The 26,926-nt window shown below is 63.8% G+C and carries 21 protein-coding genes; 12 read left to right on the forward strand and 9 right to left on the reverse strand.

Annotation, left to right across the window (positions count from 1 at the left end; all coding sequences use genetic code 11):
* The first annotated feature begins 4 nt into the window (after positions 1 to 4).
* From tssK to HCF10_RS15945, 11 genes are all read left to right on the forward strand, one after another.
* Complete coding sequence (tssK, locus tag HCF10_RS15895; protein ID WP_167655921.1) at positions 5 to 1,339, forward strand: type VI secretion system baseplate subunit TssK; 1,335 nt, start codon at positions 5 to 7, stop codon at positions 1,337 to 1,339.
* Positions 1,340 to 1,345: 6 nt separating this feature from the next.
* A complete protein-coding gene (locus tag HCF10_RS15900) occupies positions 1,346 to 2,635 on the forward strand; it encodes a DotU family type VI secretion system protein (protein ID WP_167655922.1) in 1,290 nt (429 codons plus the stop codon).
* The gene (gene tssM, locus HCF10_RS15905; RefSeq protein WP_131697663.1) at positions 2,632 to 6,132 is read left to right on the forward strand and encodes a type VI secretion system membrane subunit TssM; all 3,501 of its coding nucleotides are present in this window, start codon (positions 2,632 to 2,634) and stop codon (positions 6,130 to 6,132) included. The genes HCF10_RS15900 and tssM overlap by 4 nt, the downstream gene beginning before the upstream one ends.
* On the forward strand, positions 6,129 to 6,782 hold the full coding sequence (gene tagF, locus HCF10_RS15910) for a type VI secretion system-associated protein TagF (RefSeq protein ID WP_131697662.1): 654 nt from the start codon (positions 6,129 to 6,131) through the stop codon (positions 6,780 to 6,782). The genes tssM and tagF overlap by 4 nt, the downstream gene beginning before the upstream one ends.
* Positions 6,783 to 7,502: a PP2C family protein-serine/threonine phosphatase gene (locus tag HCF10_RS15915; protein WP_145337410.1), complete on the forward strand. Its 720-nt coding sequence runs from the start codon at positions 6,783 to 6,785 to the stop codon at positions 7,500 to 7,502.
* Positions 7,499 to 10,480, forward strand: coding sequence for a serine/threonine-protein kinase (locus HCF10_RS15920; RefSeq protein WP_167655923.1), 2,982 nt, complete (start codon positions 7,499 to 7,501; stop codon positions 10,478 to 10,480). Before HCF10_RS15915 ends, HCF10_RS15920 begins: the two co-directional genes overlap by 4 nt.
* Positions 10,480 to 11,184, forward strand: coding sequence for an ABC transporter ATP-binding protein (locus tag HCF10_RS15925; RefSeq protein ID WP_167655924.1), 705 nt, complete (start codon positions 10,480 to 10,482; stop codon positions 11,182 to 11,184). The genes HCF10_RS15920 and HCF10_RS15925 overlap by 1 nt, the downstream gene beginning before the upstream one ends.
* Positions 11,184 to 12,368: an ABC transporter permease gene (locus tag HCF10_RS15930; protein WP_167655925.1), complete on the forward strand. Its 1,185-nt coding sequence runs from the start codon at positions 11,184 to 11,186 to the stop codon at positions 12,366 to 12,368. The genes HCF10_RS15925 and HCF10_RS15930 overlap by 1 nt, the downstream gene beginning before the upstream one ends.
* Positions 12,361 to 14,070 carry a formylglycine-generating enzyme family protein gene (locus HCF10_RS15935; RefSeq protein ID WP_167655926.1) on the forward strand — a complete coding sequence of 570 codons (1,710 nt, stop codon included), beginning with the start codon at positions 12,361 to 12,363 and terminating at the stop codon, positions 14,068 to 14,070. Before HCF10_RS15930 ends, HCF10_RS15935 begins: the two co-directional genes overlap by 8 nt.
* A gap of 84 nt (positions 14,071 to 14,154) precedes the next feature.
* Positions 14,155 to 15,078, forward strand: coding sequence for a type VI secretion system-associated lipoprotein TagQ (gene tagQ, locus HCF10_RS15940; protein ID WP_167655927.1), 924 nt, complete (start codon positions 14,155 to 14,157; stop codon positions 15,076 to 15,078).
* Positions 15,079 to 15,202: 124 nt separating this feature from the next.
* Positions 15,203 to 15,577 carry a hypothetical protein gene (locus HCF10_RS15945; protein ID WP_058424462.1) on the forward strand — a complete coding sequence of 125 codons (375 nt, stop codon included), beginning with the start codon at positions 15,203 to 15,205 and terminating at the stop codon, positions 15,575 to 15,577.
* Between the two features lie 115 nt (positions 15,578 to 15,692).
* On the opposite strand, the gene HCF10_RS15950 is transcribed toward HCF10_RS15945, so the two are convergent.
* The 6 genes from HCF10_RS15950 to exbB form a co-directional block, all read right to left on the reverse strand.
* Positions 15,693 to 17,093 (reverse strand): aminoacyl-tRNA deacylase and HDOD domain-containing protein, encoded by a 1,401-nt coding sequence (locus HCF10_RS15950; protein ID WP_145337413.1) that lies wholly within the window; start codon positions 17,091 to 17,093, stop codon positions 15,693 to 15,695.
* Between the two features lie 77 nt (positions 17,094 to 17,170).
* On the reverse strand, positions 17,171 to 19,246 hold the full coding sequence (recG, locus tag HCF10_RS15955) for an ATP-dependent DNA helicase RecG (protein WP_145337414.1): 2,076 nt from the start codon (positions 19,244 to 19,246) through the stop codon (positions 17,171 to 17,173).
* A gap of 8 nt (positions 19,247 to 19,254) precedes the next feature.
* Complete coding sequence (locus HCF10_RS15960) at positions 19,255 to 20,175, reverse strand: hydrogen peroxide-inducible genes activator (RefSeq protein ID WP_015886540.1); 921 nt, start codon at positions 20,173 to 20,175, stop codon at positions 19,255 to 19,257.
* A gap of 142 nt (positions 20,176 to 20,317) precedes the next feature.
* Positions 20,318 to 21,067 (reverse strand): TonB family protein, encoded by a 750-nt coding sequence (locus HCF10_RS15965; RefSeq protein WP_131697653.1) that lies wholly within the window; start codon positions 21,065 to 21,067, stop codon positions 20,318 to 20,320.
* Complete coding sequence (gene exbD, locus HCF10_RS15970; protein ID WP_003195519.1) at positions 21,064 to 21,489, reverse strand: TonB system transport protein ExbD; 426 nt, start codon at positions 21,487 to 21,489, stop codon at positions 21,064 to 21,066. Before exbD ends, HCF10_RS15965 begins: the two co-directional genes overlap by 4 nt.
* A gap of 6 nt (positions 21,490 to 21,495) precedes the next feature.
* Entirely contained in the window at positions 21,496 to 22,467 is a 972-nt protein-coding gene (gene exbB / locus HCF10_RS15975; RefSeq protein ID WP_167655928.1) for a tonB-system energizer ExbB, read from the reverse strand.
* A 187-nt stretch (positions 22,468 to 22,654) separates the two neighbouring features.
* Between exbB and HCF10_RS15980 the strand changes: the two genes are divergently transcribed.
* On the forward strand, positions 22,655 to 23,506 hold the full coding sequence (locus tag HCF10_RS15980; RefSeq protein ID WP_167655929.1) for an SDR family oxidoreductase: 852 nt from the start codon (positions 22,655 to 22,657) through the stop codon (positions 23,504 to 23,506).
* 64 nt (positions 23,507 to 23,570) lie between these two features.
* On the opposite strand, the gene HCF10_RS15985 is transcribed toward HCF10_RS15980, so the two are convergent.
* Genes HCF10_RS15985 through spoT form a run of 3 tightly spaced genes read right to left on the reverse strand, consistent with a single transcriptional unit; the run spans position 23,571 to position 26,881 of the window.
* Positions 23,571 to 24,314, reverse strand: coding sequence for a hypothetical protein (locus HCF10_RS15985; protein WP_131697650.1), 744 nt, complete (start codon positions 24,312 to 24,314; stop codon positions 23,571 to 23,573).
* 56 nt (positions 24,315 to 24,370) lie between these two features.
* Positions 24,371 to 24,751 (reverse strand): RidA family protein, encoded by a 381-nt coding sequence (locus HCF10_RS15990; RefSeq protein WP_003176922.1) that lies wholly within the window; start codon positions 24,749 to 24,751, stop codon positions 24,371 to 24,373.
* 24 nt (positions 24,752 to 24,775) lie between these two features.
* Positions 24,776 to 26,881: a bifunctional GTP diphosphokinase/guanosine-3',5'-bis pyrophosphate 3'-pyrophosphohydrolase gene (spoT, locus tag HCF10_RS15995; RefSeq protein ID WP_015886535.1), complete on the reverse strand. Its 2,106-nt coding sequence runs from the start codon at positions 26,879 to 26,881 to the stop codon at positions 24,776 to 24,778.
* Between the last annotated feature and the right edge of the window lie 45 nt (positions 26,882 to 26,926).

The raw sequence follows: 26,926 nt of genomic DNA on the forward strand, positions 1-26,926 counted from the left end.
CCCCATGTCCTGGAACAATCGCGTGGTCTGGTCGGAAGGCATGTTCATCGGAACGCAGCACTTCCAGCAGCATGACCGTTACCTGGAAAACCTGATCGACGCCCGCAGCCGCCCGTTGTCCGCCGGCGCCTGGGGGTTCTCCGAGTTGCTGATCGACCAGGGCCTGTTGGCCCAGGGCAAGCTGGCCATTGTCTCGGCGCGCGGCCTGTTGCCCGACGGCACGCCGTTCAATATCCCCCAGGATGACCTGGCGCCCAGCCCGCTGAACATCGACGACAACCTGCGCGATGGCCTGGTCTACCTGGCCTTGCCCCTCAAGCGTGCGGGTGCCCGCGACACCGTGGATGAAGGCGAAGCCCTGGAAGCCGCGCGTTACGTGAGCCAGGTGCGCGAAGTGCGCGATGACAACGCCCCGTTCGAAAACCGCGCGCCGGTGGCCGTGGGGTCCCGGGCCCTGCGCTTGCTGACTGCCCAGGATGGCATCAGTGACTACGCCGCCGTGGGCCTGGTGCGCATCAAGGAAAAGCGCGCGGACCGTGCGCTGGTTCTCGACGACAGCTACATCCCACCCGTGCTGGACGTGGCCGCCAGCAAACCGTTGAGCGCGTTTCGCAGCGAACTGCTGGGCCTGCTGCACCAGCGCGGCGAAGCCCTGGCCGGTCGCGTGGTTGCCTCGGGGGCGGGGGGGGCGTCGGAGATCGCCGACTTCATGCTGCTGCAACTGGTCAACCGCGCCCAGCCGTTGATCCAGCATTTCAGCCAGTTGAGCCCGCTGCACCCGGAGCGCTTCTTCAGCGAACTGGTCAGCCTGGCCGGTGAGTTCTCGACTTTCTCCACCTCGGGCCGCCGCCCCCAGGAATACCCGCAATACCAGCACGACGACCTGGCCCTGAGTTTCGCGCCGGTGATGGCTGCGTTGCGTGAGGCGCTGTCGATGCTGATCGACAGCAAGGCCACGCCGATTCCCATTGTGGAAAAAGCCTATGGCATCCACGTGGCGATGCTGGCGGACAAGACCCTGCTCGACAATGCCAGTTTCATTCTGGTGGTACGCGCCGACGTGCCCGGCGAAACCTTGCGTGCGCGCTTCGGCCAGCAGAGCAAGGTCGGTGCGGTGGAGCACATCCGCGACATGGTCAACCTGCAACTGCCGGGTATCGGCCTGGTACCGTTGCCGGTGGCGCCGCGCCAATTGCCGTACCACGCAGGCTCGACCTACTACGAGCTGGATCGGGGCAGCGAGCACTGGCAACAGTTGAGCAATTCCGGTGGTTTTGCCTTCCACATCGCCGGGCAGTTCCCGGGCTTGAACCTGGCCTTCTGGGCGATCCGAGGATAATCCGCGATGCATCCCAATGATGACGACCGCACCCAGTTCATGCCGCGCCCGGGTGGCCGTGCGCCGGAACCCGCGCGTGCCGAACCGGCCCCGCTGTCGATGCCGGCCGCACCGATCCTCACCGGCAAAAGCCAGGGCCTGAACCCGCTGGAAAGTGCCGCCGGCCCGCTGCTGGCGCTGCTGACGCGCCTGCGCAACACCATCGCGCACCCGGCGCCGGCCAGCTTGCGCGCGCAGTTGCTGGCCTACCTGCGCCAGTTCGAAGAGCGCGCCGAAGCCGCTGGCGTGGCACGCAACGAAGTGCTGCTGGCGCGTTACGCACTGTGCACCGCCCTCGATGAGGCGGTGTTGAGCACGCCGTGGGGCAGCACCAGCGATTGGGGCAAGCAGAGCCTGTTGATCACCGTGCACAACGAAGCCTGGGGGGGCGAAAAAGTCTTCCAGTTGCTCGACCACTGCCTGCAAAGTCCACGTGAGCGCCTGTACCTGCTGGAGCTGTTGTACCTGTGCATGTGCCTGGGTTTCGAAGGCCGTTACCGCGTGATGAACGACGGTCGCAGCCAGTTGGAAGCCTTGCGTGAGCGCACGGCGGCGGCGATTCGCAGCGCGCGCGGTGACCACGAGCGCGAGCTGTCGCCGCATTGGCGCGGCGTCACCGTGGCGCGTGATCGGCTGGCGCAGTTCATGCCGCCGTGGATCGCCGTGGCGATTGGCCTGGCGTTGTTGCTGGCCTTGCTGTTCACCTTGCGCATGCTGCTCGCGGCGCAGGCGGAGCCGGTGTTCAAAAATATCCATGCACTGGGTGAGATCCCGGTGCAGGCCATTGACCGTCCCGTGGCGCAGCCCAAAGTGATTGAGCGTCCGCGCCTGGCCGGCTTCCTGGCGGAAGACATCAAGGCCGGTCGCGTCGCGGTGGAAGACCAGGTCGACCGTTCTGTCGTCACCATTCGAGGCGATGAGCTGTTTGCATCCGCCAGCTCAAGCATCGTCGATGACTACCAGCCGCTGATGCTGCGCATCGCCGACGCCATCCGCAAGGTCAAGGGCCAGGTGCGGGTCACCGGGCACAGCGACAACCGCCCGATTGCCACGCTGCGTTTCCCATCCAATTGGGCCCTGTCCGAAGCGCGGGCCAAGTCGGTATTGGAGATCCTCGCGGCCAAGACCGGCCAGGCCGATCGCTTCAGTGCCGAAGGCAGGAGCGACACCGAGCCGTTGGCGACCAACGCGACTGCCGAAGGCCGTGCCCGCAATCGTCGGGTTGAAATCACCGTATTGGCGGAGGGCGTCGAGTGAAGGCGTTTTTCAGTTTCATGATTCGCTGGGTGATCCCCGTGCTGGGCCTGATCGCCCTGAGCCTGATCATCTGGTTTGTGGGGCCGTTGCTCGATGTGCTGGTGCCGGAGGGCCGGCGCTGGGCGCTGATCATCCTGGTGTTCGCGGTGTGGATCGCCTACCGCGTGTTCCGCATCATCCAGGCGCGGCGCCAAGCCGCCGAAGTGATGCGCAGCCTGGCTGCCGAAACCCCGGCCGACCCCAACAGCGTGGCCACCGCCGAAGAGCTCACCACCCTGCGCCAGCGCATGGACGAAGCCCTGGCGCTGCTGAAAAAGGCCAAGCTTGGTGGCGACGAACGCCGCAACCTCTACGAGCTGCCGTGGTACGTGATCATCGGCCCGCCGGGTTCGGGCAAGACCACGGCGCTGGTCAACTCCGGGCTGCACTTTCCGTTGGCGGCCCAGTTGGGCGCCGGGGCGGTGCGCGGCGTCGGCGGTACGCGCAACTGCGACTGGTGGTTTACCGATCAGGCGGTATTGCTCGACACCGCCGGCCGCTACACCACCCAGGACAGCAACTCCACGGTGGACAAAGCCGCGTGGCTGGGCTTTCTCGACCTGCTGAAAAAGCAGCGTTCGCGCCGCCCGATCGATGGCGCCTTTATCGCCATCAGCCTGTCGGATCTGCTGCTGGGCACCGATGCCGAACGCGCGGCCCATGCGGCGGCGATCCGCCTGCGTATCCAGGAGCTGTACACCCAATTGGGCGTGCGTTTCCCGATCTACCTGATGCTGACCAAGCTCGACCTGGTGCCGGGCTTCATGGAGTTCTTCGACAACCTGAGCAAGGAAGAGCGCGCCCAGGTGTGGGGCATGACCTTTGCCCTCGATGACGGCAAGAACAGCGACAGCCCGCTGGCGCACCTGCAAAGCGAATTCGCCGGTCTGGAGCAGCGCCTCAACGAACGTCTGGTGGAGCGCCTGCAACAGGAGCGCGACCCGGCGCGGCGCGACCTGATCTACGGCTTCCCGCAGCAGTTCGGCGCATTGAAGGACTGCCTGCAAAGCTTCCTCGAAGGCGTGTTCAAACCCAATGCCTTTGAAGAACGCGTGTTGCTGCGCGGCGTGTACTTCACCAGCGGCACCCAGGAAGGCAGCCCGATTGACCGCCTGATCGGCGCCATGGCCCAGAGCATGAACCTGGACCGCCAGCACCTGGCGCGTCAAAGCGGCACCGGGCGCAGTTACTTCATCGAGAAACTCTTCACCGCCGTGGCCTTTGCCGAGCGTGGACTGGTGGGTGTGAACCCGAAAGTCGAACGCCGGCGCAAGTGGATTGCACGCGGTGTACTCGCAGCCACCGTGGCCTTGGTGATCGTGGTCAGCAGCCTGTGGTGGGTGAGCTATCGCGCCAACCAGGCCTATATCGCCCAGGTCGACCAGAAGGTCGCCCCGCTGGGCCAGACCGTACAGAACCTGAGCCCGGCGCAGCGTGAAGTGCTCGCGGTGCTGCCGCTGCTCAATGCGGTGAAGCACCTGGCGGGCGATTCGCCGAGCTGGTCCGAAGGCCTGGGGCTGTATCAGGGCGATATGCTCGAAGCCGAGTCCGCCAGTGTCTATCGCAAACTGTTGATCGCCGTGTTTGCGCCGCGCCTGGTGACGCGCATCGAGGAGCAACTGCACGGCGGCGGCAACTCCGACTTCCTCTACGAAGGCCTCAAGGCCTACCTGATGCTCGCCGACAGCGAGCATTACGACCCGGACTTCATCAAGGCCTGGATCGCCCTCGACTGGGACCGCAACCTGCCGCGCGACCTGCCGGCCGATCAGCGCCAGGCGTTGACCGGGCACTTGCAGGCGTTGTTTGAACGCCATCCGCCAAGTGCGCGCCTTGACCCACGTCTGATCGACGATCTGCGTCGCCAGTTGCAACAACTGCCGGTGGCCCAGCGCGTCTACGACCGGGTCAAACGCCAGAAACTGCCTGAAGGCATCCCGGACTTCCGTATCAACGAAGCCGCTGGCCGTGATGCCGCGCTGGTGTTCAGCCGTAAAAGCGGCAAGCCGTTGGGCGAGCCGTTGAGTGGCTTTTTCACCGCCAAGGGCTATCGCCAGGCGTTTTTGCTGAGCAGCCTGAACCAGACCGGCACCCTGGCTGAAGAACAGTGGGTGTTGGGCCGCGAGCAGGCCGATCAGCAGAACGTGGTCAGCCTCGCCGCCGATGTGCGCCGCCTGTACTTCCAGGACTACCAGCGCCAGTGGGATGCGTTGCTCGCCGACATCGACTTTGTGCCGATCACCAGCGTGGCCCAGGCGGCCGATGTGCTGCGGGTGATTTCCGGCCCGAGCTCGCCACTGAAAAAACTGCTGGTGGCTGTGGCCAAGGAAACCGATCTGCAAGCTGAGGAACGCCAATTGGCCGCCAAAGGCGTGCCGGTGGAAGGCGGCGTCGACAAGCTCAAGGAGCGCCTCGGCAACCTGCTCGGCCAGGAGCAACCCACGGCCAATGCGCCGGCGGCAGCGGATGATCCGGTGACCGCGCACTTTGCCGAACTCAACAGCATCGTCAGCAAGAACGAAGGCGAACCGGCAGCCATCGACGGCCTGTTGTCGGACATGAACGCGCTGTATGTGCAGGTCAGCGCCATGGTCGGGGCCAGCGGTGATGCCTTGCTTGGCGAGGCGAAGAACCAGGCGGCGGCTGCGGCCACACGGGTCAGCCTGAACGCTGAGCGCCAACCGCCGCTGGTGCAGGGCATGGTCAAGTCGGTGGTCAACTCCACCACCAACAGCATGATGGGCGGAGTGCGTAACCAGCTGAACGCGGCATGGGTCAGCGAAGTGGTCAATGTGTACCGCCAGTCCCTGGCCGGCCGTTACCCGATGTCGCCGGGCAGCGCGCGGGATGCGACCCTGGATGACTTCGGCCAGTTCTTCGGCGTGGGCGGGGTGATGGACAACTACTTCCGCAAATACCTGCAGCCGTACGTGGACACCTCGGCACAGACCTGGCGCTGGCAGCCGGGCGCGGCGCAGAAGCTCGGGATTGCGCCGGGCGTGCTGCAAACCTTCCAACGTGCTGCAACGATCCGCGATGCGTTTTTCCGCTCCGGGGGCACCCAGCCGATCGTGCGTTTCGAACTCAAGCCGGTGTCGATGGACCCGACCATCACCCAGTTCCTGCTCGACCTCGACGGCCAGCAATTGAGCTACGACCATGGCCCAAGCCGCCCGGTGGCGATGCAATGGCCGAACCCCGGCAGCATTGGCGTGGTGCGTATCTCGATCATGCCGCCGTCGGCCAGTGGCCGCTCGGGCGTGACGCTCGACGGGCCGTGGGCCTGGTTCCGCTTGCTGGAACAGTCGGACCTCACCGCCGGTAACTCGCCGGATCGCTTCAACCTGCGCCTGCGGGTCGACGGTGCGAGCATCGCCTACGAGTTGCGCGCCAACAGCGCCTTCAACCCGTTCAAGAGCCGCGTGCTCAGTGGCTTCAGCCTGCCGGAGCGGCTATGACGACGCTGGGCTTCTACGGCAAGTTGGCCAGCCGCGGTGACTTCGTCAGCCGCGCTTTGCCCCAGAGCTTTATCGGCCCGTGGGACAGCTGGCTGGCGGCGGGGTTGCTCGCCAGCCAGAACAGCCTCGGCGCCGGCTGGCTCAATGCGTACCTGGTCAGCCCTCTGTGGCGCTTTGTGCTGGCGCCCGGCGTGTGTGGGCCGGACGCGGCGGCGGGCGTGGTGATGCCGAGCATTGACCGGGTCGGGCGCTATTTCCCGCTGGCGGTGGTCACCTTGCTTGATCACGACATCAACCCTGCGTCCCTGGTGGGCGGGCCGGACAGCTGGTTCGAGCAGGCTGAAGAGCTGCTGCTCAGCACCCTGGATGCCGGCGCCACATTCGAACGCTTCAACGCTGGCCTCGACGACCTGGGCTTGCCGGCGACAGAGCCGCGCGCGGTCGACAGCCGTTTCGCCGGCCTGCAACGTGTGGCGGCCAGCGTGCCGCACCAGCGCATGACCGCGCTCGCCGAACAGGCCTGCGACGGTGCGAGCCTCTGGTGGGGACGTGGTTCACAGACGATTTCCCCTGGTTTATTGCGGTGTCAGGGCCTGCCTGCCGCCGGCGATTTTGCGCAGTTTTTGCTCGGACAAGAAGGTGTGGTGTAGATGGGGTCGACGTACAAATCCGCGAGCAAAAGCCATGTGGGCATGGTCCGGCAGGTCAACGAAGACGCGTGCCTGGACCTGCCGGAAAATCGCCTGTGGGTGGTGGCCGACGGCATGGGCGGGCATGCGGCGGGGGATTATGTCAGTAGCCTGATCGTCGACAGCCTGCGCAGTGTGCCGATGGGGCGCTCCCTCGATGAGTACTCGGCGGCCTTGCGCAATGACCTGATCCGCATCAACGCCGCCGTGCGTGAAGAAACCGCCAACCGTGGCGTGACCATGATGGGCAGCACGGTGGTGGTGCTCGCTGCACGCGGTTTGCGCGGTGTGTGCCTGTGGGCCGGCGACAGCCGCCTGTACCGCCTGCGCGACGGCGTGCTCGAAGGCATCTCGCGCGACCACAGCTACGTGCAGGACCTGCAAGACAGCGGCCTGCTCAGCGAAGCCGATGCCCGCGTGCACCCGCGCGCCAATATCGTCACCCGCGCCATCGGCGTGGAAGCCCAACTGGAGCTGGCGGTGGTCGACCTGCTGATCGCTCCCGGCGACAGCTACCTGCTGTGCAGCGATGGCCTGAACAAAACCGTTGAAGACCGTGAAATCCGCGAAGTGCTCAGCCACGACGCGCCGGACGAAATCGTGCGCAGCCTGGTGCACCTGGGGCTCAACCGTGGCGCGCCGGACAACATCACCGCCATCGTCGTGAAGGTATCGGCATGAACATTGTGATTCCGGGCTACGACATCGAAGGCGAGATCGGCGAAGGCGCCATGGCCAGCGTGTACCTGGCGACCCAGCGCTCCCTGGAGCGCAAGGTGGCGTTGAAGGTGATGGCGGCGGCGCTGGCGGCCGACCCGAGTTTCTGCGAGCGTTTCCTGCGCGAGGGCAAGACCCTGGCGCGGCTGTCCCACCCGCACACGGTGACCATCCATGACATCGGCAATGTCGGTGAGCTGTATTACATGGCCATGGAATACCTGCCCAACGGCACGCTCAAGGAGCGCATCGCTGCCGGCCTGACGCCGGAGCAGGGCATTACGTTGATCCGCCAGATCGCCTCGGCCTTGGGTTACGCCCATGCCCAGGGGCTGGTGCACCGCGACGTCAAGCCGGCAAACATCCTGTTCCGCGCCGATGGCACGGCGGTGCTCTCGGACTTCGGTATTGCCAAGTCCCTGGACGACCGCACCCAGTTCACCCAGGCCGGTTTTGCCGTGGGCACGCCGAGCTACATGAGCCCGGAGCAGGCGCGGGGCCAGGAGATCGATGGCCGTGCCGACCTCTACGCGCTGGGCGTGGTGCTGTATGAAATCCTCGTCGGCAAGCTGCCCTATAACGGCAGCGATGCGCTGTCCACGGCGCTGGCGCACCTGACCGAACCCTTGCCGGAATTGCCGGTGCACCACGGCCGTTATCAGGGCGTGCTGCGCAAGCTGTTGGCCAAGGACCCGGCGGAGCGTTTCCCGGATGCGGCGGCGCTGCTGCAGGCGCTGGACAATCTGCCGACGGACTCGCCGGAGGCCACGCTGGTGCGGCCGTTGCCGATTCCGCTGAGTTTTGACCTGGCGGGCATGACGCCGGTCACGATCGACATCCCGACCGATAAACCCCAGCCGCAACCGGTGCGCCAGCCGGTGGTGACGCCGACCCAGCATAACGCCGTGTCCGAGCAGCGGCGTGGACCGGTGTTGGCACTGGCCGCCGTGGCGGTGGCCGTCGCATTGGCCATTGGTGGTGGCAGCTACTGGTGGTTGAGCGGCAGTGATGAGCCGGCCAAGCCACCTGCGGCGGCAGCCGAAGTGCCCCAGGCAACGCCACCCGTGGCGGTGGCCGAAGTGGACGGCGGCCAACGTCCGTTGTTGATGGCCGGTAAGAAGACCCTGTTCCAGCGCGTCCTCAGCAAGCCCGGCGCCAAACTGTCGAATGACGCCGGCAGCGCGCCGGGCAAGGCCCTGCCGGCGTTTTCGGTGCTTTATGTGTACCAGCGCAAAGACGTCGACGGCAGCCCGTGGGTGCGCGTCGGTGCCGCCACCGATGGCCGCAGCGATGGCTGGTTGCCGGCCGCCCAGGTCAGCGATTGGAAGCAAAGCCTCGTGCTTAAATTCACCGAGCGCTCTGGCCGGGCGCCGGTGATGTTCCTGCGTCAATCCGCTGAAGTGGAAAAACTGCTGGCCGACCCTGCCGCCGCCAAAGGCGTGTTGGCCAAGGCGCAGAAGAACCGCGAAGACAACGGCCAGGTCCTGGCCCTGGAGCCGTCCGCCAGCGCGGTGCCGCAGAACCAGTTCTACCTGCTGCCGATTTTCGACGCCAAGGAGAGCTTCGACGAGAACGGCCAGCCGGTGCAGTTGCTTAACATCGCCTCCATCGACCCAGGCAGCAGCGCGGCGGCCAAGCCCGCGACGCCGGTGATCAACGCCAATGCTGATGCCTTCCGCACGGCGGTGGTGCTGGTAGTGGACACCACGGTCTCCATGCAGCCCTACATCGACCAGATCCGCGACGTCGTGCACGAGCTGCAAACCCGCATCGCCGAGCGTGGCGAGCTGGACAGTGTCAGCTTCGGCATGGTCGGTTTCCGGAGCAGCATCAAGAAAACCCCGGGCCTGGAATACGTGGCCAAGACCCTGATCAGCCTCGACCAGGGCCGCGACCCGCAACGCTTCCTCGACATGGCGCGCCAGGTCAAGGCGTCTACCGTGTCCAGCCACTCCTTCAACGAGGACGCGTTTGCCGGCGTGATGCAGGCCGTGGACGGCATGGACTGGTCCGGCTATGGCGGGCGTATCATCCTGCTGGTCACCGATGCCGGTGCCTTGCGCAAGAACGACCCGTTTGCCGCCACCCAGATGAACGAAGCTGAAGTGCGCCAGGCCGCGCTGGGCAAGCAGATCAAGATCTACGCGCTGCACCTGCGCACCGACGCCGGCAAGAAAACCCACGCCGGCGCCGAGAGCCAGTACCGCATCCTCACGGCCGACGCCAACCCGCAGATCGGCGACCTGTACACCGCGGTTCCGGGTGGCGATGTACGCAAGCTGGGCGAGCGCGTCGACGAGATCGGCAGCGTGTTCGCCAACCTCGTGCATCAGGTGCGCAGCAACACCCCGCAACCGGTGCCGCTGCTGAGTGCCGCGCCGAGCCTGGCGGACAAATCCGCAGCGGTCGGCTATGCGATGCATATGGATTTCCTCGGTCGCAAGAGCGCGAGCCAGGCGCCGCAGCTGGTCAGTGCCTGGACCGCCGACCGCGACCTGACCAACCCCGCACTGCCGGCGTTCCAGGTGTGCGTGATGCTGACCAAATTGCAGCTCAACGACCTGCAACAGTCGCTGAAACTGATCGTCGATGCGGCGCGCAAGACCCAGACCTCGCCCAAGGATTTCTTCCAGGAAATCGCCAGCGCCTCGGCCTATATGAGCCGCGATCCGCAGGCCCTGCGCAAGGGTGGCAACCTGGCCGACGGCGGTCTTCTTGGCGAATACCTGGAAGGCCTGCCGTACCGCAGCAAGTCGCTGAACATGACCCAGGATCTGTGGTTGTCGTTGAGCGTGGCCGAGCAGGAAGACTTTATCGACGAGTTGGATTCGAAAATCCGCCTCTACGAAACCTTCCACAATGACGTGGCCAACTGGGTCCGTTTCGGCGATGCCGAGCCGGGCGATGCGTTGTACCGCGTGCCCTTGTCGACACTGCCGTAATGCTGAACCTGAGCGCGGTGCATAAGAGCCGGGGGATCGGGAGCCAGCGTTACAGCCTGGTGATCCCGACGCTGCACCTGCGTGCCGGGGAACAGTTGGCGATTGTCGGGCCGAGCGGGTGCGGCAAGAGCACCTTGCTGGACCTGTTGGCGCTGGTACTGGCGCCGGATCAGGTGGGCCGGTTCGACTTCAATCAGCAGGACATTGGCGGGCTGTGGCGCGCCGATCAGCAATCCACCCTGGCCGCGCTGCGCAGCCAGCACTTGGGCTATGTGCTGCAAACCGGCGGGCTGCTGGGTTTTCTGGATGTGCGCAGCAATATCGCGCTGTCCCGGCAACTGCTGGGCTTGAAAGACGATGGCAGCGTGACGCGCCTGGCTGAACAGCTGGAGATCAGCGACCAGTTGGCCAAGAAGCCGGCCGCGTTGTCGGTGGGCCAGCGCCAACGGGTGAGCTGCGCCCGCGCCCTGGCCCATGCACCGCAATTGGTGCTGGCCGATGAGCCGACGGCGTCCCTTGACCCGCTGAATGCCGAGCGCGTGATGCAGGCCCTGCTGGCCCAGGCCCGCGAGCACCGCGCCGCCTGTGTGATCGCCACCCATGACGAACCCCTGGCCCGTGCCAGTGGCTTGCAGGTGCGGCGCATCAGTTGTCGGCGCGACACCGACGGCGGCGTCACCGCGACCCTCGGGGAGGCGTGCTGATGCGCATCCCCCTGGTGGCGTCCCTGGCCTGGCAGGATTACCGCAACGATGCCTGGCTGTCGGCCTGTTCGGTGTTGGCGCTGGTGGCGGTGATCGCGCCGTTGCTGGTGTTATTCGGCCTGAAATTTGGACTGGTTAGCAGTTTGACCGAACGTTTGGAGACCGATCCGGCCACCCGTGAAATTATTCCGTTGGGCGGTGGTCGATTCAGCAGCGCATTTGTCGAACAGCTCGGCCAGCGCAGCGATGTGGCGTTCGCCTTACCGCGCACGCGGCAGATTGCGGCGACGGCACAGGTGGGCACGCTGACCCTGGAAATGCTGCCGACGGCGGCGCGTGACCCGTTGCTGAACGGCCTGCCGATGCCCAAGGGCCTGGACCAGATTGTGCTGAGCCATACCGCTGCCGAGAAGCTTGCGGCGCGGCCGGGGGATTGGCTGGAGACCAGCTTTGCGCGGCAGGTGGCCGGGCACGTGGAAGCCCAGCGCACGCGCTTGCAGGTACTGGCGGTGCTGCCGCTGGAAGCCTTCGCTCGGGACGGATTGTTTGCCGATTTGAGATTGCTGGAAGCGGCGGAAGATTACCGCGATGGCCGCGCGGTGCCAGCGTTGGGTTGGGCGGGTGATGAGGTCGCGGTGAGCGAACAGCGGGTGTATCCGGCGTTTCGCTTGTATGCGCGCAGCCTCACCGATGTGGAGTCGTTGCGGGTGTTTTTCGCCGGGCAGAATCTGTTGGTATCGACCCAGGCACAGACCATCGCGCAGGTGCAGTCGCTGAGCCGCAACCTGTCGATCGTCTTCTGGATCATCGCCGGGCTGGCCTTGGCGGGCGCATTTGCGGCGATCTTCGCCGGGGCATTGGCGGCTGTGGCACGCAAGCGTCGAGAGTTGTCGGTGTTGCGCCTGTTGGGGTTTTCCACCGGCGCGCTGTTGCTGTTTGTGATGCTGCAAGCGCTGTACAGCGCAGGGTTTGCCGCCTTGCTCAGTGCCGGGCTGTATGGCCTGGCCGAAACAGCTGTGAATAAACTATTTGTGCAGGTGCCGGGCGAATACGCCAGCCACCTGTTGGCGCGTCACTATGGCCTGGCCCTGGTTGCAGTCCTTGGCGTCAGCGCCGTGGCGGCAGCCTGTGGTGGTTGGCGAGTGGTGCGTATCCAGGCTTCTGAAGGAATCAGAGATGTATAAGTTACTGGGCGCCGTTGTGGCGCTGAGCCTGGCCTCGATGGCCTGGGCCGATGAGGCAAGCGACAAGCTCGACAACCCCAAGCCGTTGCCCGATGACGTCAGCCTGCCGCTGCCGTGCGAAGGCAATATGGTGTTCCGCTACGCCTACGTGCTGGCCCAAGGGACGTTGGATGACCGCGAGATCAGCCTCGGCTACCCCTTCGCCGAAGGCGAGGCGGGTTATCAGCAGTCGTTCATTTCCGGCTATCGCCGCGACTTTATCAACGGCCAGTTCACCCTCAAGGACTTGCCGAAAGACTGGAACAAAGTCATCGCGCCCCTGATGCCGAAGACCGACGCCAAGACCCCGCTCAAGCCCATGCTGTACTTCATCGGCAAGTACGAAGTGACGGCACGCCAGTACGCCCAGGTGATGGCCCAGGCGCAGTCGCTGGCCAGTGGCGAGCCGGCGCCTGCGTGCGATGCACCCACCGGCATGGCCGGGCGTTTGCCCAAGGTGAAGCTGTCGCGCTTTGAAGCTGAGCGCTTCTCGGCGGTGTACAGCGCCTGGCTGATGAAATACCACCGCGACTTGCTGCCGGTGAGCGGGCGCGGTTCGTCGGCAGAAGATGGCGGCCTGGGCTTTGTACGCCTGCCCACCGAAGTGGAATGGGAGTTCGCCGCGCGTGGAGGCCAGGCGGTGAGCCGTCAGGACCTCGAAGGGCGCCTGTTTCCACGCCGTGTCGAAGGCAGCGACAGCGACGGCCCGCTGGGTGATTACGCGGTGTTCAACCAAGTCGCAGGCGGCACCGGCCAGGCCGCGCGCCTGATGCCCATCGGCACCAAATTGCCCAACCCGATCGGTATGTTCGATGTGATTGGCAACGCCGCGGAAATGGTCCAGGAATCCTTCCAGCTGGTGCACGCCGGTCGTCGCCAGGGCACTTACGGCGGCTTTGTGGTCAAGGGCGGCAACTACCTGGAAGGTGAGGGCACGTTGTTTACCGGCATGCGCCGCGAATACCCGCTGTTCGCCGCCGACGGCACCGAACAAAGCAATGAGACCACTGGATTCCGCGTGGCGATTGGTGCCTTGTCGGCGCCGCGCTCGCGTTACAAGGAGCTGTTTGCGCAATGGCAGAAAGAGGGCCGCCTGGCCTCGCTGACCGATGCCATCGACGACGCCCAGGACCCGACCAAGCGCCTGGACAGCATCATCGCTGCCAGTGTCGACCCCAAGCTGCAAGCCGAGTTGGGGCTGGTCAACGAAGAGCTCAAGCGCAATGTCTCGCTGATCGCCCAGCAACGCGAAGAGGCGGCGGGCAACCTGATTCAGTCGGCCGCGCTGGTGGCCGAGACCATTGGCAACTACAACATCCGCCTGGCCAACCTGCAGAAGAGTCGCCAGCAGGCCCTGGACAATAAGGACGAGGCCAGCGCGGCGCTGTTTGCCACGGCCATCGACAACGGGCGCAGCGCCCTTGATGGCGCGGTGGCGATCTATATCGACAACCTGGCCACCGGCACGCGCTACACCGATGCGGTGATCCAGGCGCAGTTTCAACGGATCAAGGAAGAGTTGGATCGCAAGCCAGTGCTCGGCAAAAGCCTGGTGACGCGCGCAACACTGTTCGTTCGCCATGTCGGCAACTACCGCAAACAACAGCGGGCCGACCCGGTGACGATCTTGAAGGAATTGCTCGCAGCGAGCGGTCAGCGCTGATCGCTGGCTGTATGGCGAGCTTGGAAGGGACTCAGGCGGCAGTGGCCGTGCTGGGCAAGTCAAACTTAGAAGAGAACACAACCTATGCTTTTTTCCCGTAAGGCGGTTTCCAAGCGTCATCTTTTGCTGATTGCCGCTGGCTTCAGCACCGTGTTGACAGGCTGCGCCACGTCGCCGTCCTCCAAGGTCGCGTCCAGCACCAAGGTCGAGTACTACCCCAACTGCTACGAGCCGGTGCAGCACTTGCGCGCCACCGACTCGAACATGACCAAGTCGGTGGTCACCGGTGCAGCCATCGGCGCGGCCGGCGGTGCATTGCTCGGCGCCCTGACCGGCGACAAGGAAAAACGCGGCCGTAACGCCGCCATCGGCGCAGCGGGCGGTGCCCTGGCCGGCGGCGCAGCGGGTTACTACACCGAGCGTCAGAAGCAGATCGCCGATGACAACCAGCGCATCGCCTCGTATGCGGCTGACGTGAACAAAAGCGCCTCCGACATCGACCGCAGCACCGCGTACGCCAAGGCGTCCCAGCAGTGCTACCAGAGCGCATTCACCAAGTTGGTGAGTGATCGCAAAGCCAAGACCGTCAACGACACCGAAGGCCGCAAGCGCCTGGCGGAAATCGTCTCGGGCCTGAAGGAATCCAATGACCTGATCGTTGCGGTCAACGGCAAAGCCGCCGAAGACCTGAACAACTACACCCAGGCCTACGAGAAAGACCTGCAGCAGGTTGGCGTGCAGCGTAACGACGTGGTCACCGTGGCCACCGCCGACACCGCACCCGCTACCCCGCCGGCTAAAGGCAAGAAAGCCGTCAAGCCGGCGAAAAAGAAAGTGCTGCCAGTCGTGCCTCAAGAAGCAGTGACTACCGAGAAGAGCATCCAGACCGTGCAGGCCAAGCAAGCTGAAAGCAAGCAGGTCGCCAGCGCCGGTAAAGCGCAGATCGAAGGCACTTGCCGCGATCCAAACTTGGCCGACTGGGCGCCGGTGCCTTGCCCTAACGTTTAAGTAACATGCTGCTATAAGCGTCAAACGCCAGCCGATCTTCCGCTAATGCGCAAGATCGGTAGCGTTCTTTTTGCAATTCGTTAAACTGCTGCGGCCACTCAATAATTACACCGAGGCCGTGTGCATGAAATTTCGTCTTCTCCTGTGGGTGCTGGGCCTGATGATGGGCAAAGCCAGCCGCACCAATCCTGCCTTCCAGCAACAGTTGGGTGACAAAGACCTGGCGTTCCAGTTGCAGACCCTCGACGGCAAGGTTGCCCGTCACTTCATCGTCAAAGACCAACGCATCACCAGCCGCTCGGGTGTCCATCCGACGCCGGCGTTTGCTATCGCGTTCAAGGATGCCGCCTACGGCTTCGCCACGATGCAGGCGAAGAACAAGCAACTGGCGTTCATGACGGGGATTCAGGACAAGTCGATCCAGATCAAGGGCAACCCGGCGCTGGTGATCTGGTTCCAGGGGTTGACCAAGTATTTGAAACCGAAGAAAAAGAAGTAGGGCTTTCAGGTAGATCGAGTTGGATTCATCGGGGGCAAGCCCCCTCCCACACTTCGAATGCATTCCAAGTGTGGGAGGGGGCTTGCCCCCGATAGCTATCTGATAGGCGCCAGATTCAGCCCTGGCTGAACTGCGAGGCCAATTCGCGCAACAGCACCTCGGCATCCAGCACTTTGGAGACCACTTCCTCTGCCTTGTCACGCGTCAGCCCCAGACGCTCGAGCAGTTCGTCCGGGATGGTCTCATCCGGCCCGGAGCCAATCCCCCGGCTGCGCAACAGGCGCACGGCCAGACACACCAGGTTCGGGTACTCGGCGTATTGCCCATCGTAGGTCGGATCGTGCTGGAAGCGCAGGGCGGTGGACAGTTCGTCCGGCATGTCCCAGTAGCGCATCAGCCAGGCGCCGATCTGCTCGCGGCTGATGCCCAGCAAGTGTTGCTCCACATAGCTGTGGCACAGGTGCGGGTTGACCTCCAGGTGGCGGCAGATCAGCGAGAAGTGCGGCGGGAACACATGGGCCAGCAGCAGGTAGCCGAAGTTGTGCAGCAGGCCGGCGAGGTAGGTCAGGCCGGCTTCCGGGCGCTGGGCGCGGGGCATGGCGCGGGTCAGGCCCTCGATCACGGCGGCGGTGTAGATGGACTGGTGCCAGTACGGCGTGGCCTGGTGCGGGTGGTCCTTGGGCAGGCTCAAGGTCTTGCCCAGGGCCAGGCCCAGTGCGAGGTTGATCACCAGGTCAAAACCCAGCACGCGCACGATGGCGTCTTCCACCGAGCGGATCTTGCCCGGCGATGCGTAATAAGGCGACGCGGCCCAGCTCACCACTTGGGCGGCCAGGGCCGGATCGGTTTCGACCACGCTGGTGATGTCGTCGATGGTGGCATTGGGGTCGACGCGCAGCTTGATGATCTTCTGTGCGGTGTCGGCCAGCGGGGGAATCTCGATGGTCGCTTCCAGGCGTTGCTGGATGCGACGGGCGGTGAACGCCTGCATCGCCTGGGTGATTTCCTCACGGTCATCATTGGGGCGGTCGAGGTTCGGGCGGATATTGCTCAGTGGCTCACCGAACTGGGCGGCGCTGGCCTTGGTGAGCATGGTCTTGAAGGCGTCGCTGGCGATTTCCAGCAGCAGCCCGGCTTCACCCGAATGCACCAGCAGGCTCGGTTCATTGAGCAGGCTGCCTTCGTACAGGCACGGCGAACTGGTGAGTGCCGGCAGCCCCGGCAGCAGGCTCAGGTCGTGCTTGCCCAGCATGCGCGCGACGCGATCCGGCGCCACGGCCGTAAGGCGGCGACCCGTGAGTTCGGTGAGGCGGTTGAGGTCCAGCAACTGGCTCTGCGGGAACAGCACCATCAGGGCGCCCACCGCGTCTTCCAGCAATACGACCTGGACTTTTTGCGCAGGATTCAGGCCCGGATGTTCGATGACTTCCGTGTAGCTGATGGCGAGTTTTGCGAGCAAAGCCCGAATGACCGGCGGTGCGGTCAGTGGGGCTGTGGCGAGGGCAACTTCTGACATGGCCTGATCCAATTTCCTACATTCACCGAAGTATAACCAGCTTGATACAACTGTAGGTCGGATAAGTGCGCCAAGCGTCACACTTGGCCGTATTGCTGCCCATGACGAAGCCAGCGATCCAGCAGCGGGCTGACGTGATCCGGCCAACGCTCCAGCAGTGCTTGCGCCGCGTCGCGCACGGCGGGCAGCAGGTCGGCGTCGCGCATCAGGTCGGCGACCTTGAATTGCAGCAGGCCGGTCTGGCGGGTGCCGAGCATTTCGCCGGGGCCGCGCAGTTCGAGGTCTTTTTCGGCGATGACAAAACCATCGTTGGTTTCGCGCATGATCCCCAGGCGCTGGCGGCCGATCTGCGACAGCGGCGGGTGGTAGAGCAGCACGCAGTGGCTGGCGGCGCTGCCCCGGCCGACGCGACCGCGCAGTTGGTGCAATTGCGCCAGGCCCAGGCGCTCGGGGTTTTCGATGATCATCAGGCTGGCGTTGGGCACGTCCACGCCCACTTCAATCACGGTGGTAGCGACCAGCAGTTGCAGGTTGCCGGCCTTGAATTCAGCCATCACCGCCGCCTTTTCCACAGGCTTCATGCGCCCGTGGATCAGCCCGACCTTAAGTTCGCCCAGGGCGCTGGTGAGGTCTTCATAGGTGGTCTCGGCGGCCTGGCAGGTCAGCTCCTCGGACTCTTCGATCAGCGTGCACACCCAGTACGCCTGACGGCCTTCGGCGCAGGCGCCGCGTACCCGTTCGATCACTTCGACCCGGCGCGTATCGGTGACCAGCACGGTGTTGACCGGTGTGCGGCCGGGGGGCAGTTCGTCGAGGATCGAGGTGTCGAGGTCGGCGTAGGCGCTCATGGCCAGGGTGCGCGGGATCGGGGTGGCGGTCATGATCAGCTGATGCGGGTTCATGCGCCCGCCCACGCCTTTCTGGCGCAGGGCCAGGCGCTGCTGCACGCCGAAGCGGTGCTGTTCGTCGATGATCACCAGGGCCAGGTTCTTGAACTGGACTTCGTCCTGGAACAGCGCATGGGTGCCCACCACCATCGGTGCGCCGCCGGCGATCTGCTCCAGCGCCGCTGCACGCGTCTTGCCCTTGAGCTTGCCGGCCAGCCATGCGACTTCCAGGCCCAGGGGCTCGAGCCATCGCTTGAACGTGATGAAGTGCTGCTCGGCGAGGATCTCGGTAGGCGCCATCAGCGCCACCTGGTAACCGGCTTCCAAGGCTTGCAGGGCGGCGAGGGCCGCGACTACGGTTTTGCCCGCGCCTACGTCGCCCTGGATCAGGCGCAGCATCGGCTCGTGCTGGCTGAGGTCGTAGGCGATTTCATTGCCCACACGCTGCTGGGCACCCGTCGGCGCAAAGCCGAGGTTAGCCAGGTATTGCGCAGGCAGGCGCGTGGCCTTGGGCATGGCCGGCGCACGCAGGGAGCGCATGCTTTCGCGCAGACGTTGCTGGGACAGTTGGTGAGTCAGCAGTTCTTCGAACGCCAGGCGGTGCTGGGCCCAGTGATGACCGAGGGCCAGCTCGTCGACATCGGCATCCGCGGGTGGGTGATGCAGGTAGCGGATCGCATCGGCCAGCGGCGCCAGTTGGTAGTCGCGGGCCAGTTCCAGGGGCAGCCAGTCGGGCAGGCTCTGTGGGCCAAGCATGCTCAGGGTCTGCATGCACAACTGGCGCAGGCGCTGTTGGGTCAGGCCTTCGGTGAGCGGGTAGATCGGCGTGAGGGTGGTGTCCACCGGTGGCGGTTCATCGCCGGTAATGGCGCGGTACTCCGGATGGTAGATCTCCAGGCCCGAGGCGCCGGGGCGCGCTTCGCCGTAGCAGCGCACGCGGGTGCCACGCTTGAGGCCTTCCTTCTGCGCATTGCTGAAATGGTAGAAGCGCAGGCTCAGGCCACCGGTGCCGTCCTGCAGGCGCACCACCAGGCTGCGGCGCTTGCCCATCACCACGTCGGCGCCGCTGACGGTGCCTTCGACCACCGCATCCTGCCCCGGACGCAGTTGGCCGATGGGCACCACGCGGGTGCGATCCTGATAACGCAAGGGCAGGTGAAACAGCACGTCCTGGAGGTTTTCCAGACCGACCTTGGCCAGTTTCTCGGCCATGGCTTCACCGACACCCTTGAGTGCCGTCACCGACACCTGCGACAGCTCAGTCATACGTTTACTTAGCTCGCAGCAGGCGGCTTGGCCACCGAACACAGGCGGATCGAGTCGGCGAGGATCTCAATCGCTTTGGGCCGTGGGAAGCTGGCGCGCCAGGCGATCGCCACGGTGCGGAACGGCACCGGTGGCGTGAGTGGACGCACTTCGATCACACCAGGGGCGTAGTGATGGCTGTCCACTGCCGAAAGCGGCAGGATCGAGATGCCCAGGCCAGAGGCGACCATATGGCGAATGGTTTCCAGGGAGCTGGATTCCACGGTGGTGTGTTTGGCGCCGTCGTTGCCTTTGGTCAGGGTCGGGCAGGCTTCCAGCACCTGGTCGCGGAAGCAGTGGCCTTCGCCGAGCAGCAGCAGGCTCTTGTCGTTGAGCAGGCCGGCGTCGATGGTGTCTTTCTGCGTCCACGGGTGGGAGGCGGGCATCAGCACGTAGAACGGCTCGTCGTAGAGCGGCAGCGTCAACACATCCGCTTCGTTGAACGGCAGGGCGATGATGATCGCGTCCAGCTCGCCGTTGCGCAGTTTGTCGCGCAGCACGTGGGTGAAGTTTTCTTCGATATACAACGGCATCTGCGGTGCGACGCGGTGCAGTTGCGGGATCAGGTGCGGGAACAGGTATGGGCCGACGGTATAGATGGCGCCGACTTTCAGCGGCGCGGTCAGCTGGTTCTTGCCCGCCTGGGCCAGTTCACGAATGCTCTGGGCTTGCTCGAGCACCTTCTGGGCCTGGGCAACGATGCCTTCGCCCACCGGGGTAAGGCGCACGGCGCTTTTGCTGCGCTCGAAAATCAGCACACCGAGTTCGTCTTCAAGCTTTTTCACGCCCACCGACAGCGTCGGCTGGCTGACGTGGCAACGCTCGGCTGCGTGGCCAAAGTGTTGCTCTTGGGCGAGTGTAACGATGTAGCGTAATTCTGTGAGAGTCATAGCGGGCGTCCATGAGGTTGCGGGCCAAGCATACCGGCTGCAATCGATAGACGCACGTTATCAGAACTTTGCTGGGGATTGAGGGGGGAATGCGCGGGATTTTGCTGAGAGTGGCGAGGGGTGTCCCTCGCCACCTTCATTTTCAGCGACGACGTTTTTCGATGTTGTACACGAACGGTGCAACGATCTCGATGCTGCCGCCCTTAAGCATATCGGCCGGCGGCTTGGGCAGCGGCTGGGCACGACGGATCATGTCCAGGGTGGCGCGGTCCAGGTCGGCGTTGCCGGAACGGCCCACCAACTCGTAGGACAGCACGTTACCGTCGGCATCCACGACGAACTTCAGGCGGTTCAGGCCTTCCTTGCCACGGGCCTGGGCACCTGGCGGGTACTTCTTGTACTTCTGCAAGTGTGCCAGCAGGGCACCTTCCCAGGACGCTTTGGCGGCGATCTGCTGCGGCGATGGGCCGGGAGCCGGCTGGGCCGATTTTTCAGCCGGTGCTTTGGTCGGAGGAGCATCGCTCGGCGGTTCCTCGGAGGGTTTCTCCTTGGGCGGCTCGATCTTTTTCTCCACCGGCTTTGGCGGTTGCGGCTTGGGCTTTGGCTTGACCGGTTTGGGCACCTGGATCGTTGGCTTGGGTGCCTCGGCCAGTTTTGGCAGGGGCAGCTCTTCCACCGGTGCAGGCGGTTGCGGTGGCGTTACCACTTTCGGCGGCGCCGGCGGCGGGGGGGCAGGCATCGGGGCCAGGTCGATGACCATGGCTGCCGGCGGCAACTGCACCGTGCGCGGCGCCGACCAGTGGAGCGCGATGGCAATCGCGACGGCATGCACGCCCAGCACGACGGCGAGGCTGGTGCCATAACGCGTCAGTTTGTGGCGCGTCGTGATCATTTCTTGGCTGCCGTCTCAAGTCCGACCAGGCCGACCTTGAGGTAGCCGGCTGCCCGCAGGGCATCCATCACGCTCATCAGGTCACCGTAGTCCACGCCCTTGTCGGCCTGGAAGAAGATCGTCGTGTCCTTCTTGCCTTGGGTCTTGGCATCGAGCACCGGCCCCAGGGTTTCGGCTTTGACTTCTTCTTCGCCCAGGAACAGGCGTTGATCCGCCTTGACGCTGAGGAAGATCGGTTTCTCCGGCCGCGGCGCAGGCTTGGCGCTGGAGGCGGGCAGGTCAACCTTGATATCCACGGTGGCCAACGGTGCGGCCACCATGAAGATGATCAACAGCACCAGCATCACGTCGATAAACGGTGTGACGTTGATTTCGTGGTTCTCGACGAGTTCGTCGTCGCCTTGATTCAAATGCAGGCCCATGGCCGATTACCCCACTTTCACCATGTGCGGTTGCGAGCTGCGCTCGGTAGGCAGGTGATCGAGGTCGCGGCTGACCAGCAGCAGGACTTCTGCCGACGCGTCCGATACCTGGGCCTTGTAGCCGGCAATCGAACGGGCGAAGACGTTGTAGATCACTACCGCAGGAATCGCGGCGACCAGGCCCAGGGCGGTTGCCAGCAGGGCTTCGGCGATGCCGGGGGCAACGACGGCGAGGTTGGTGGTCTGGGTTTTGGCGATGCCGATGAAGCTGTTCATGATGCCCCAGACGGTACCGAACAGGCCGACGAACGGCGCGGTGGAACCAATGGTCGCCAGTACGCCGGTGCCGCTGCTCATGTTACGGCCGCAGGCTGCAACAAGACGCTCCAGGCGGAAAGCCACGCGCTCCTTGATGCCTTCTTTTTCGCGGGCGTTGGCCGACAGGCGCATTTCTTCCAGCGCGTCGTGCACCAGGGTGTTGGCCAGAGTGCCTTTCTTGGTCGCGCTTTCGCTGGCTTCCTTGAGGGTGGTGGCCTTTTTCAGGTGGACGATTTCAGTGCGCAGACGGCGCTTGGCGCCCAGCAGCTCGAAACCCTTGGCGATCCAGATGGTCCAGGTAATGATCGAGGCGATGGCCAGGCCGATCATCACGGCTTTTACCACCACGTCAGCATTCTGGTACATGCCCCACGGCGACAGGTCGTGGGCCATGCCCAGGGTGTTGTCTTCTTCCAGCACTACACCGGTGTCATCGGCAGCGGCAGGAGCGGCAGTGTCAGTAGGGGCCGGGGCTGCGACGGGAGCGGCCGGGGTGGCGGCATTCTGCTCGGTGGCAGCCGGAGTGGCGGGTGCGGTGGCGTCAGCGAACGCGGCGGTCGGTGCCAGCAGTACGCTGAACAGCAGCGCAGCAATCGCACGCCAGGCGCGGGAAGGGCTGTGAAGCTTGGTTGGCGAAGCGGGGGTTGTATTACGTGTCATGCTGGCCGGACCTGAGAGAAAAAATGAGTGATCGTCCTTCCAGACCCAAGGGGTCGAGGACAAATGGGCGGTTATTATTGCAAGTAATTCTTGTTAACAGAAGTAATACAGTAACTTTATTTGCCCTTTTTCTGGCCGTCGGTCATCTGCGAGGGCTAATCTAGACCTTTAAGAGCGGAGTTTTTTGATGTCTGTGCCTTCTGTTGTGATTGCCGGTTGTGGCGATGTGGGTAGTCGGTTGGCTAGCCAATTGCTCGCCTCGGAATGGGAGGTTTATGGCCTGCGGCGCGATATTTCACGCCTTCCCGATGGGGTGATCGGCATTGCCGGCGACCTGTTCAACAAGGATTGTCCTGACACCTGGCCGATCGGCGGGGTGGATTACCTGGTGTACTGCGCCGCCGCGACCGACCACGATGAGGCCGGTTATCGCGCCGCTTACGTGCAAGGGTTGCAGCATGTGCTGGAGTGGCTGAAGGATTATGGCCAGGAGCCCAAGTACCTGCTGTTTGTATCCAGCAGCAGCGTATACGGGCAGCAGAATGGGGAGTGGGTCGATGAAACCTCCGAAACCCAGGCCAACGGTTATTCCGGGCAAGTCATGCTGGAGGCCGAGCAGGTGGCACTTAACAGTGGCATTCCCGCGAGCGTCGTGCGGCTGACCGGTATTTACGGTCCTGGTCGCGAATGGCTGCTGACCCAGGTGCGCCAGGGGTACCGCGTGGCGATCGACCCGCCTCTATATGGCAACCGGATTCACGCGGACGATGCGGCGGGCTTGCTCGCGTTTTTACTGCGGCATGTAGAGCAGGGCGGTTCGCTTGATCAGGTTTACATCGGTGTTGACGATGCACCGGCGCCGTTGGCCGAGGTGGTGGCTTGGTTGCGAGACTATCTGGGCGTGACGGAGTGGTCCGAGGATGCCAGTGTGCGGCGAGCGGGCAGCAAGCAGTGCAGCAATGCCCGCATAAAGGCGTTGGGGTGGACACCCACGTATGCGACCTACCGCGAAGGGTATGCAGCCATTCTTAAAGGCTGAAATGCGGTTTAAAAATGTGGGAGGGGGCAAACCCCCTCCCACATTTGGAGCTGGTTAATGACTGCTATTGTTTTTCAAGCAGCCATTGGCGAGGACCCGGCGTAAACGAAGGCACTTCGTCCGCCTGTGCGGTGTTGACCGCCTGGAAGATCTCCAGTTGCTTGCCCTTGCGCACGAAGATCCAGGGGTTGCCCACGCCGTTGAGTTGCAGCCACATGCTGTCGTAGCCACCGCTCATGGAGGCGCAATCGCCGGCCAGGCACAGTGAGTACCGATCAGCATTGGGCAAACCGGCGACCTTGCCGTCAGGCTGGAACTGGACAGTGGCGCCGTTGCCGAAGCCGTCGGTGATCTTCCAGTCGCCGCCCATATAGGCTGCGTACAGTGCGCGTTCGAAGTTGGCACCCAGTGGCGCGCCTTCCGGTGCAGGGTCCTTGGCGCGGGCGAACAGTTGCTCGGGCTCATTGTCGTTGGCGGACTGCAGCAGTTGCTTGCCTTTGCGCTTGAGTTCGGTGGCGGAGCTGCCGTAGAAATCCACGCTCCAGGCACCGGATTTCTCGCCCAGCAACTTGCCTTCGGCTACTTCAAAACCGTTGTAGTAGCGCGCCTGCGAGGCCTTGGGGTTGACCTCCCATTCGAGGTTCGGACCATAGCTTTGCAACGATTCACGCAAAGGGCCGCCTTTGGCTGCCGCATCGATGGCGACCTGGTTGATCCAGGTGCCGCTCACATCCAGATCGGCAGGGTTGCTGGCACAGCCGCCGAGGAGCAGGGCGAGCAACGAAGAGGCTACAAGCGCTTTGCGCATCATGAAATCCTTTTAAAACGAAGTCGGCGCAGCCTGTGGAGGCTGCGCCGGGTGTTTTACTCGATGACCAGAATTGCGTCCATCTCAACCTGCGCGCCCTTTGGCAGGGCTGCAACGCCAATGGCGGCACGGGCTGGGTAAGGTTGTTCGAAGTACTTGCCCATGATCTCGTTAACCTTGGCGAAGTGGCTCAGGTCGGTGAGGAAGATGTTCAGCTTGACGATGTCCTTGAACGAGCCGCCGGCAGCTTCGGCCACGGACTTGAGGTTTTCGAAGACCTGTACGGTCTGGGCTTCGAAGCCTTCCACCAGTTCCATGGTCTTTGGGTCCAGCGGGATCTGGCCGGACATGTAGACGGTGTTGCCCGCCTTGATAGCCTGGGAGTAAGTACCGATGGCGGCTGGGGCCTTGTCGCTGGTGATAACGGTCTTGGTCATGAATGACTCCTTGTAATGGATGGGCTACGCACGCATGCGGGTGATGCGGATCACACCGGTCAAGGCGCGCAGTTTCTTGATCACGCGGGCCAGGTGCACGCGGTCATGCACGCTGACCACCAGCTGGACCACGCTGATGCGACCATCGCGCTCGTCCATGCTGATTTTCTCGATATTGCCGTCGGCCGCGTTGACGCTGCTGGCCAGCAGGGCGATCAGGCCGCGCTGGTGTTCCAGCTCAACGCGCAGCTCGACGTTGAATTCGCCGGTGACATCCTTGGCCCACGAGAGCTGGATGCATTTTTCCGGGTTGTGACGGATTTCGGTGATGTTGCGGCAGTTGTCGAGGTGAACGACCATGCCCTTGCCAGCCGACAGGTGGCCGACAATCGGGTCGCCAGGGATCGGCGTGCAGCATTTGGCGTAGCTGAGCACCAGGCCCTCGGTGCCGCGAATCGCCAGCGGGCCTTCCGGGCTTGGCAGTTGTTCGCCTTCACCCAGCAGGCGGCGTGCGACCACATAGGCCATGCGGTTGCCCAGGCCGATATCTTCCAGCAGGTCTTCGATGGTTTCCTGGCGGTACTCGTGGAGCATCGCCTGCACGCGCTCCTGCGGAATCTTGTCCAAGGCACTGTCGAAGCCGTTGAGTACTTTGTTCAGCAGGCGCTCGCCCAGGCTGATGGACTCGGAGCGGCGCTGCAGTTTCAGCGCGTGGCGGATGTGTGTGCGCGCCTTGCCGGTAACTACGAAGTTCAGCCACGCCGGGTTCGGGCGCGCGCCCGGTGCGCTGACGATCTCCACAGTGGAGCCGCTTTGCAGCGGTTCCGACAGGGGCGCGAGACGACGGTTGATCCGGCAGGCAATGCAGCTGTTGCCGACGTCGGTGTGCACCGCGTAGGCAAAGTCGACCGCGGTGGAGCCTTTGGGCAGCTCCATGATCCGGCCTTTGGGCGTGAATACGTAGACCTCGTCCGGGAACAGGTCGATCTTCACGCTTTCGATAAATTCCAGGGAGTTGCCGGCACGTTGCTGCATTTCCAGCACGCCCTTGACCCACTGGCGGGCACGGGCATGGGTGCCTTTGGGTTGCTCGTCGCCGCTGGATTTGTACAGCCAATGGGCGGCGATGCCGTTGTTGGCCATCTCTTCCATTTCGCGGGTGCGGATCTGGATCTCGATTGGCACCCCGTGCATACCGAACAGCGTGGTATGCAGCGATTGATAGCCGTTGGCCTTGGGGATGGCAATGTAGTCCTTGAAGCGCCCCGGCAGGGGTTTGTACAGATTATGTACAGCGCCCAGCACGCGGTAGCAGGTATCGACCTTGTCCACGATGATGCGGAACGCGTACACGTCCATGATCTCGTTGAAGGCCCGACGCTTGCCGCGCATCTTCTTGTAGATGCCGTAGATGTGTTTTTGCCGGCCGCTGACCTCGCCCTCGATCTCGTCGATCGCCAGGCAATGGCTCAGGGATTCTTCGATCTTGTTGACGATTTCCTTGCGATTGCCCCGGGCGCGCTTGACGGCCTGGTAGATGCGCGCTGAACGCATCGGGTGCATGGCCTTGAAGCCGAGGTCTTCGAACTCGATACGAATGGCGTGCATGCCCAGCCGGTTGGCGATGGGCGCGTAGATTTCCAGGGTTTCCTTGGCGATGCGCCGGCGTTTTTCGCCGGACAGTACTTCCAGCGTACGCATGTTGTGCAGCCGGTCGGCCAGCTTGACCAGGATCACCCGGATGTCCCGGGCCATGGCCATGGCCATTTTCTGGAAGTTTTCCGCCTGGGCTTCGGCCTTGGTCTCGAAGTTCATCTGGGTCAGTTTGCTGACCCCGTCGACCAGTTCGGCCACGGTTTCGCCAAATTGCGCACTGAGCGCTTCCTTGGCAATACCGGTGTCTTCGATCACGTCATGCAGCATCGCGGCCATCAGGCTCTGATGGTCCATGTGCATGTCGGCGAGGATATTCGCCACCGCAAGAGGATGGGTGACGTACGCCTCACCGCTTCGGCGGCGTTGGCCGTCGTGGGCTTGTTCGGCGTAGAAATACGCTCGGCGGACCAGGTTGACCTGGTCGGGGCCGAGGTAGGTCGATAAGCGATCGGCGAGGGCGTCTATGCTCGGCAAAGTGTGAACTCCTGCCGAAGGCTGTGACCCCGCGCCGTGCTACGT

This window comes from Pseudomonas sp. B14(2022) (assembly GCF_012030485.1).
GTDB lineage: Bacteria > Pseudomonadota > Gammaproteobacteria > Pseudomonadales > Pseudomonadaceae > Aquipseudomonas.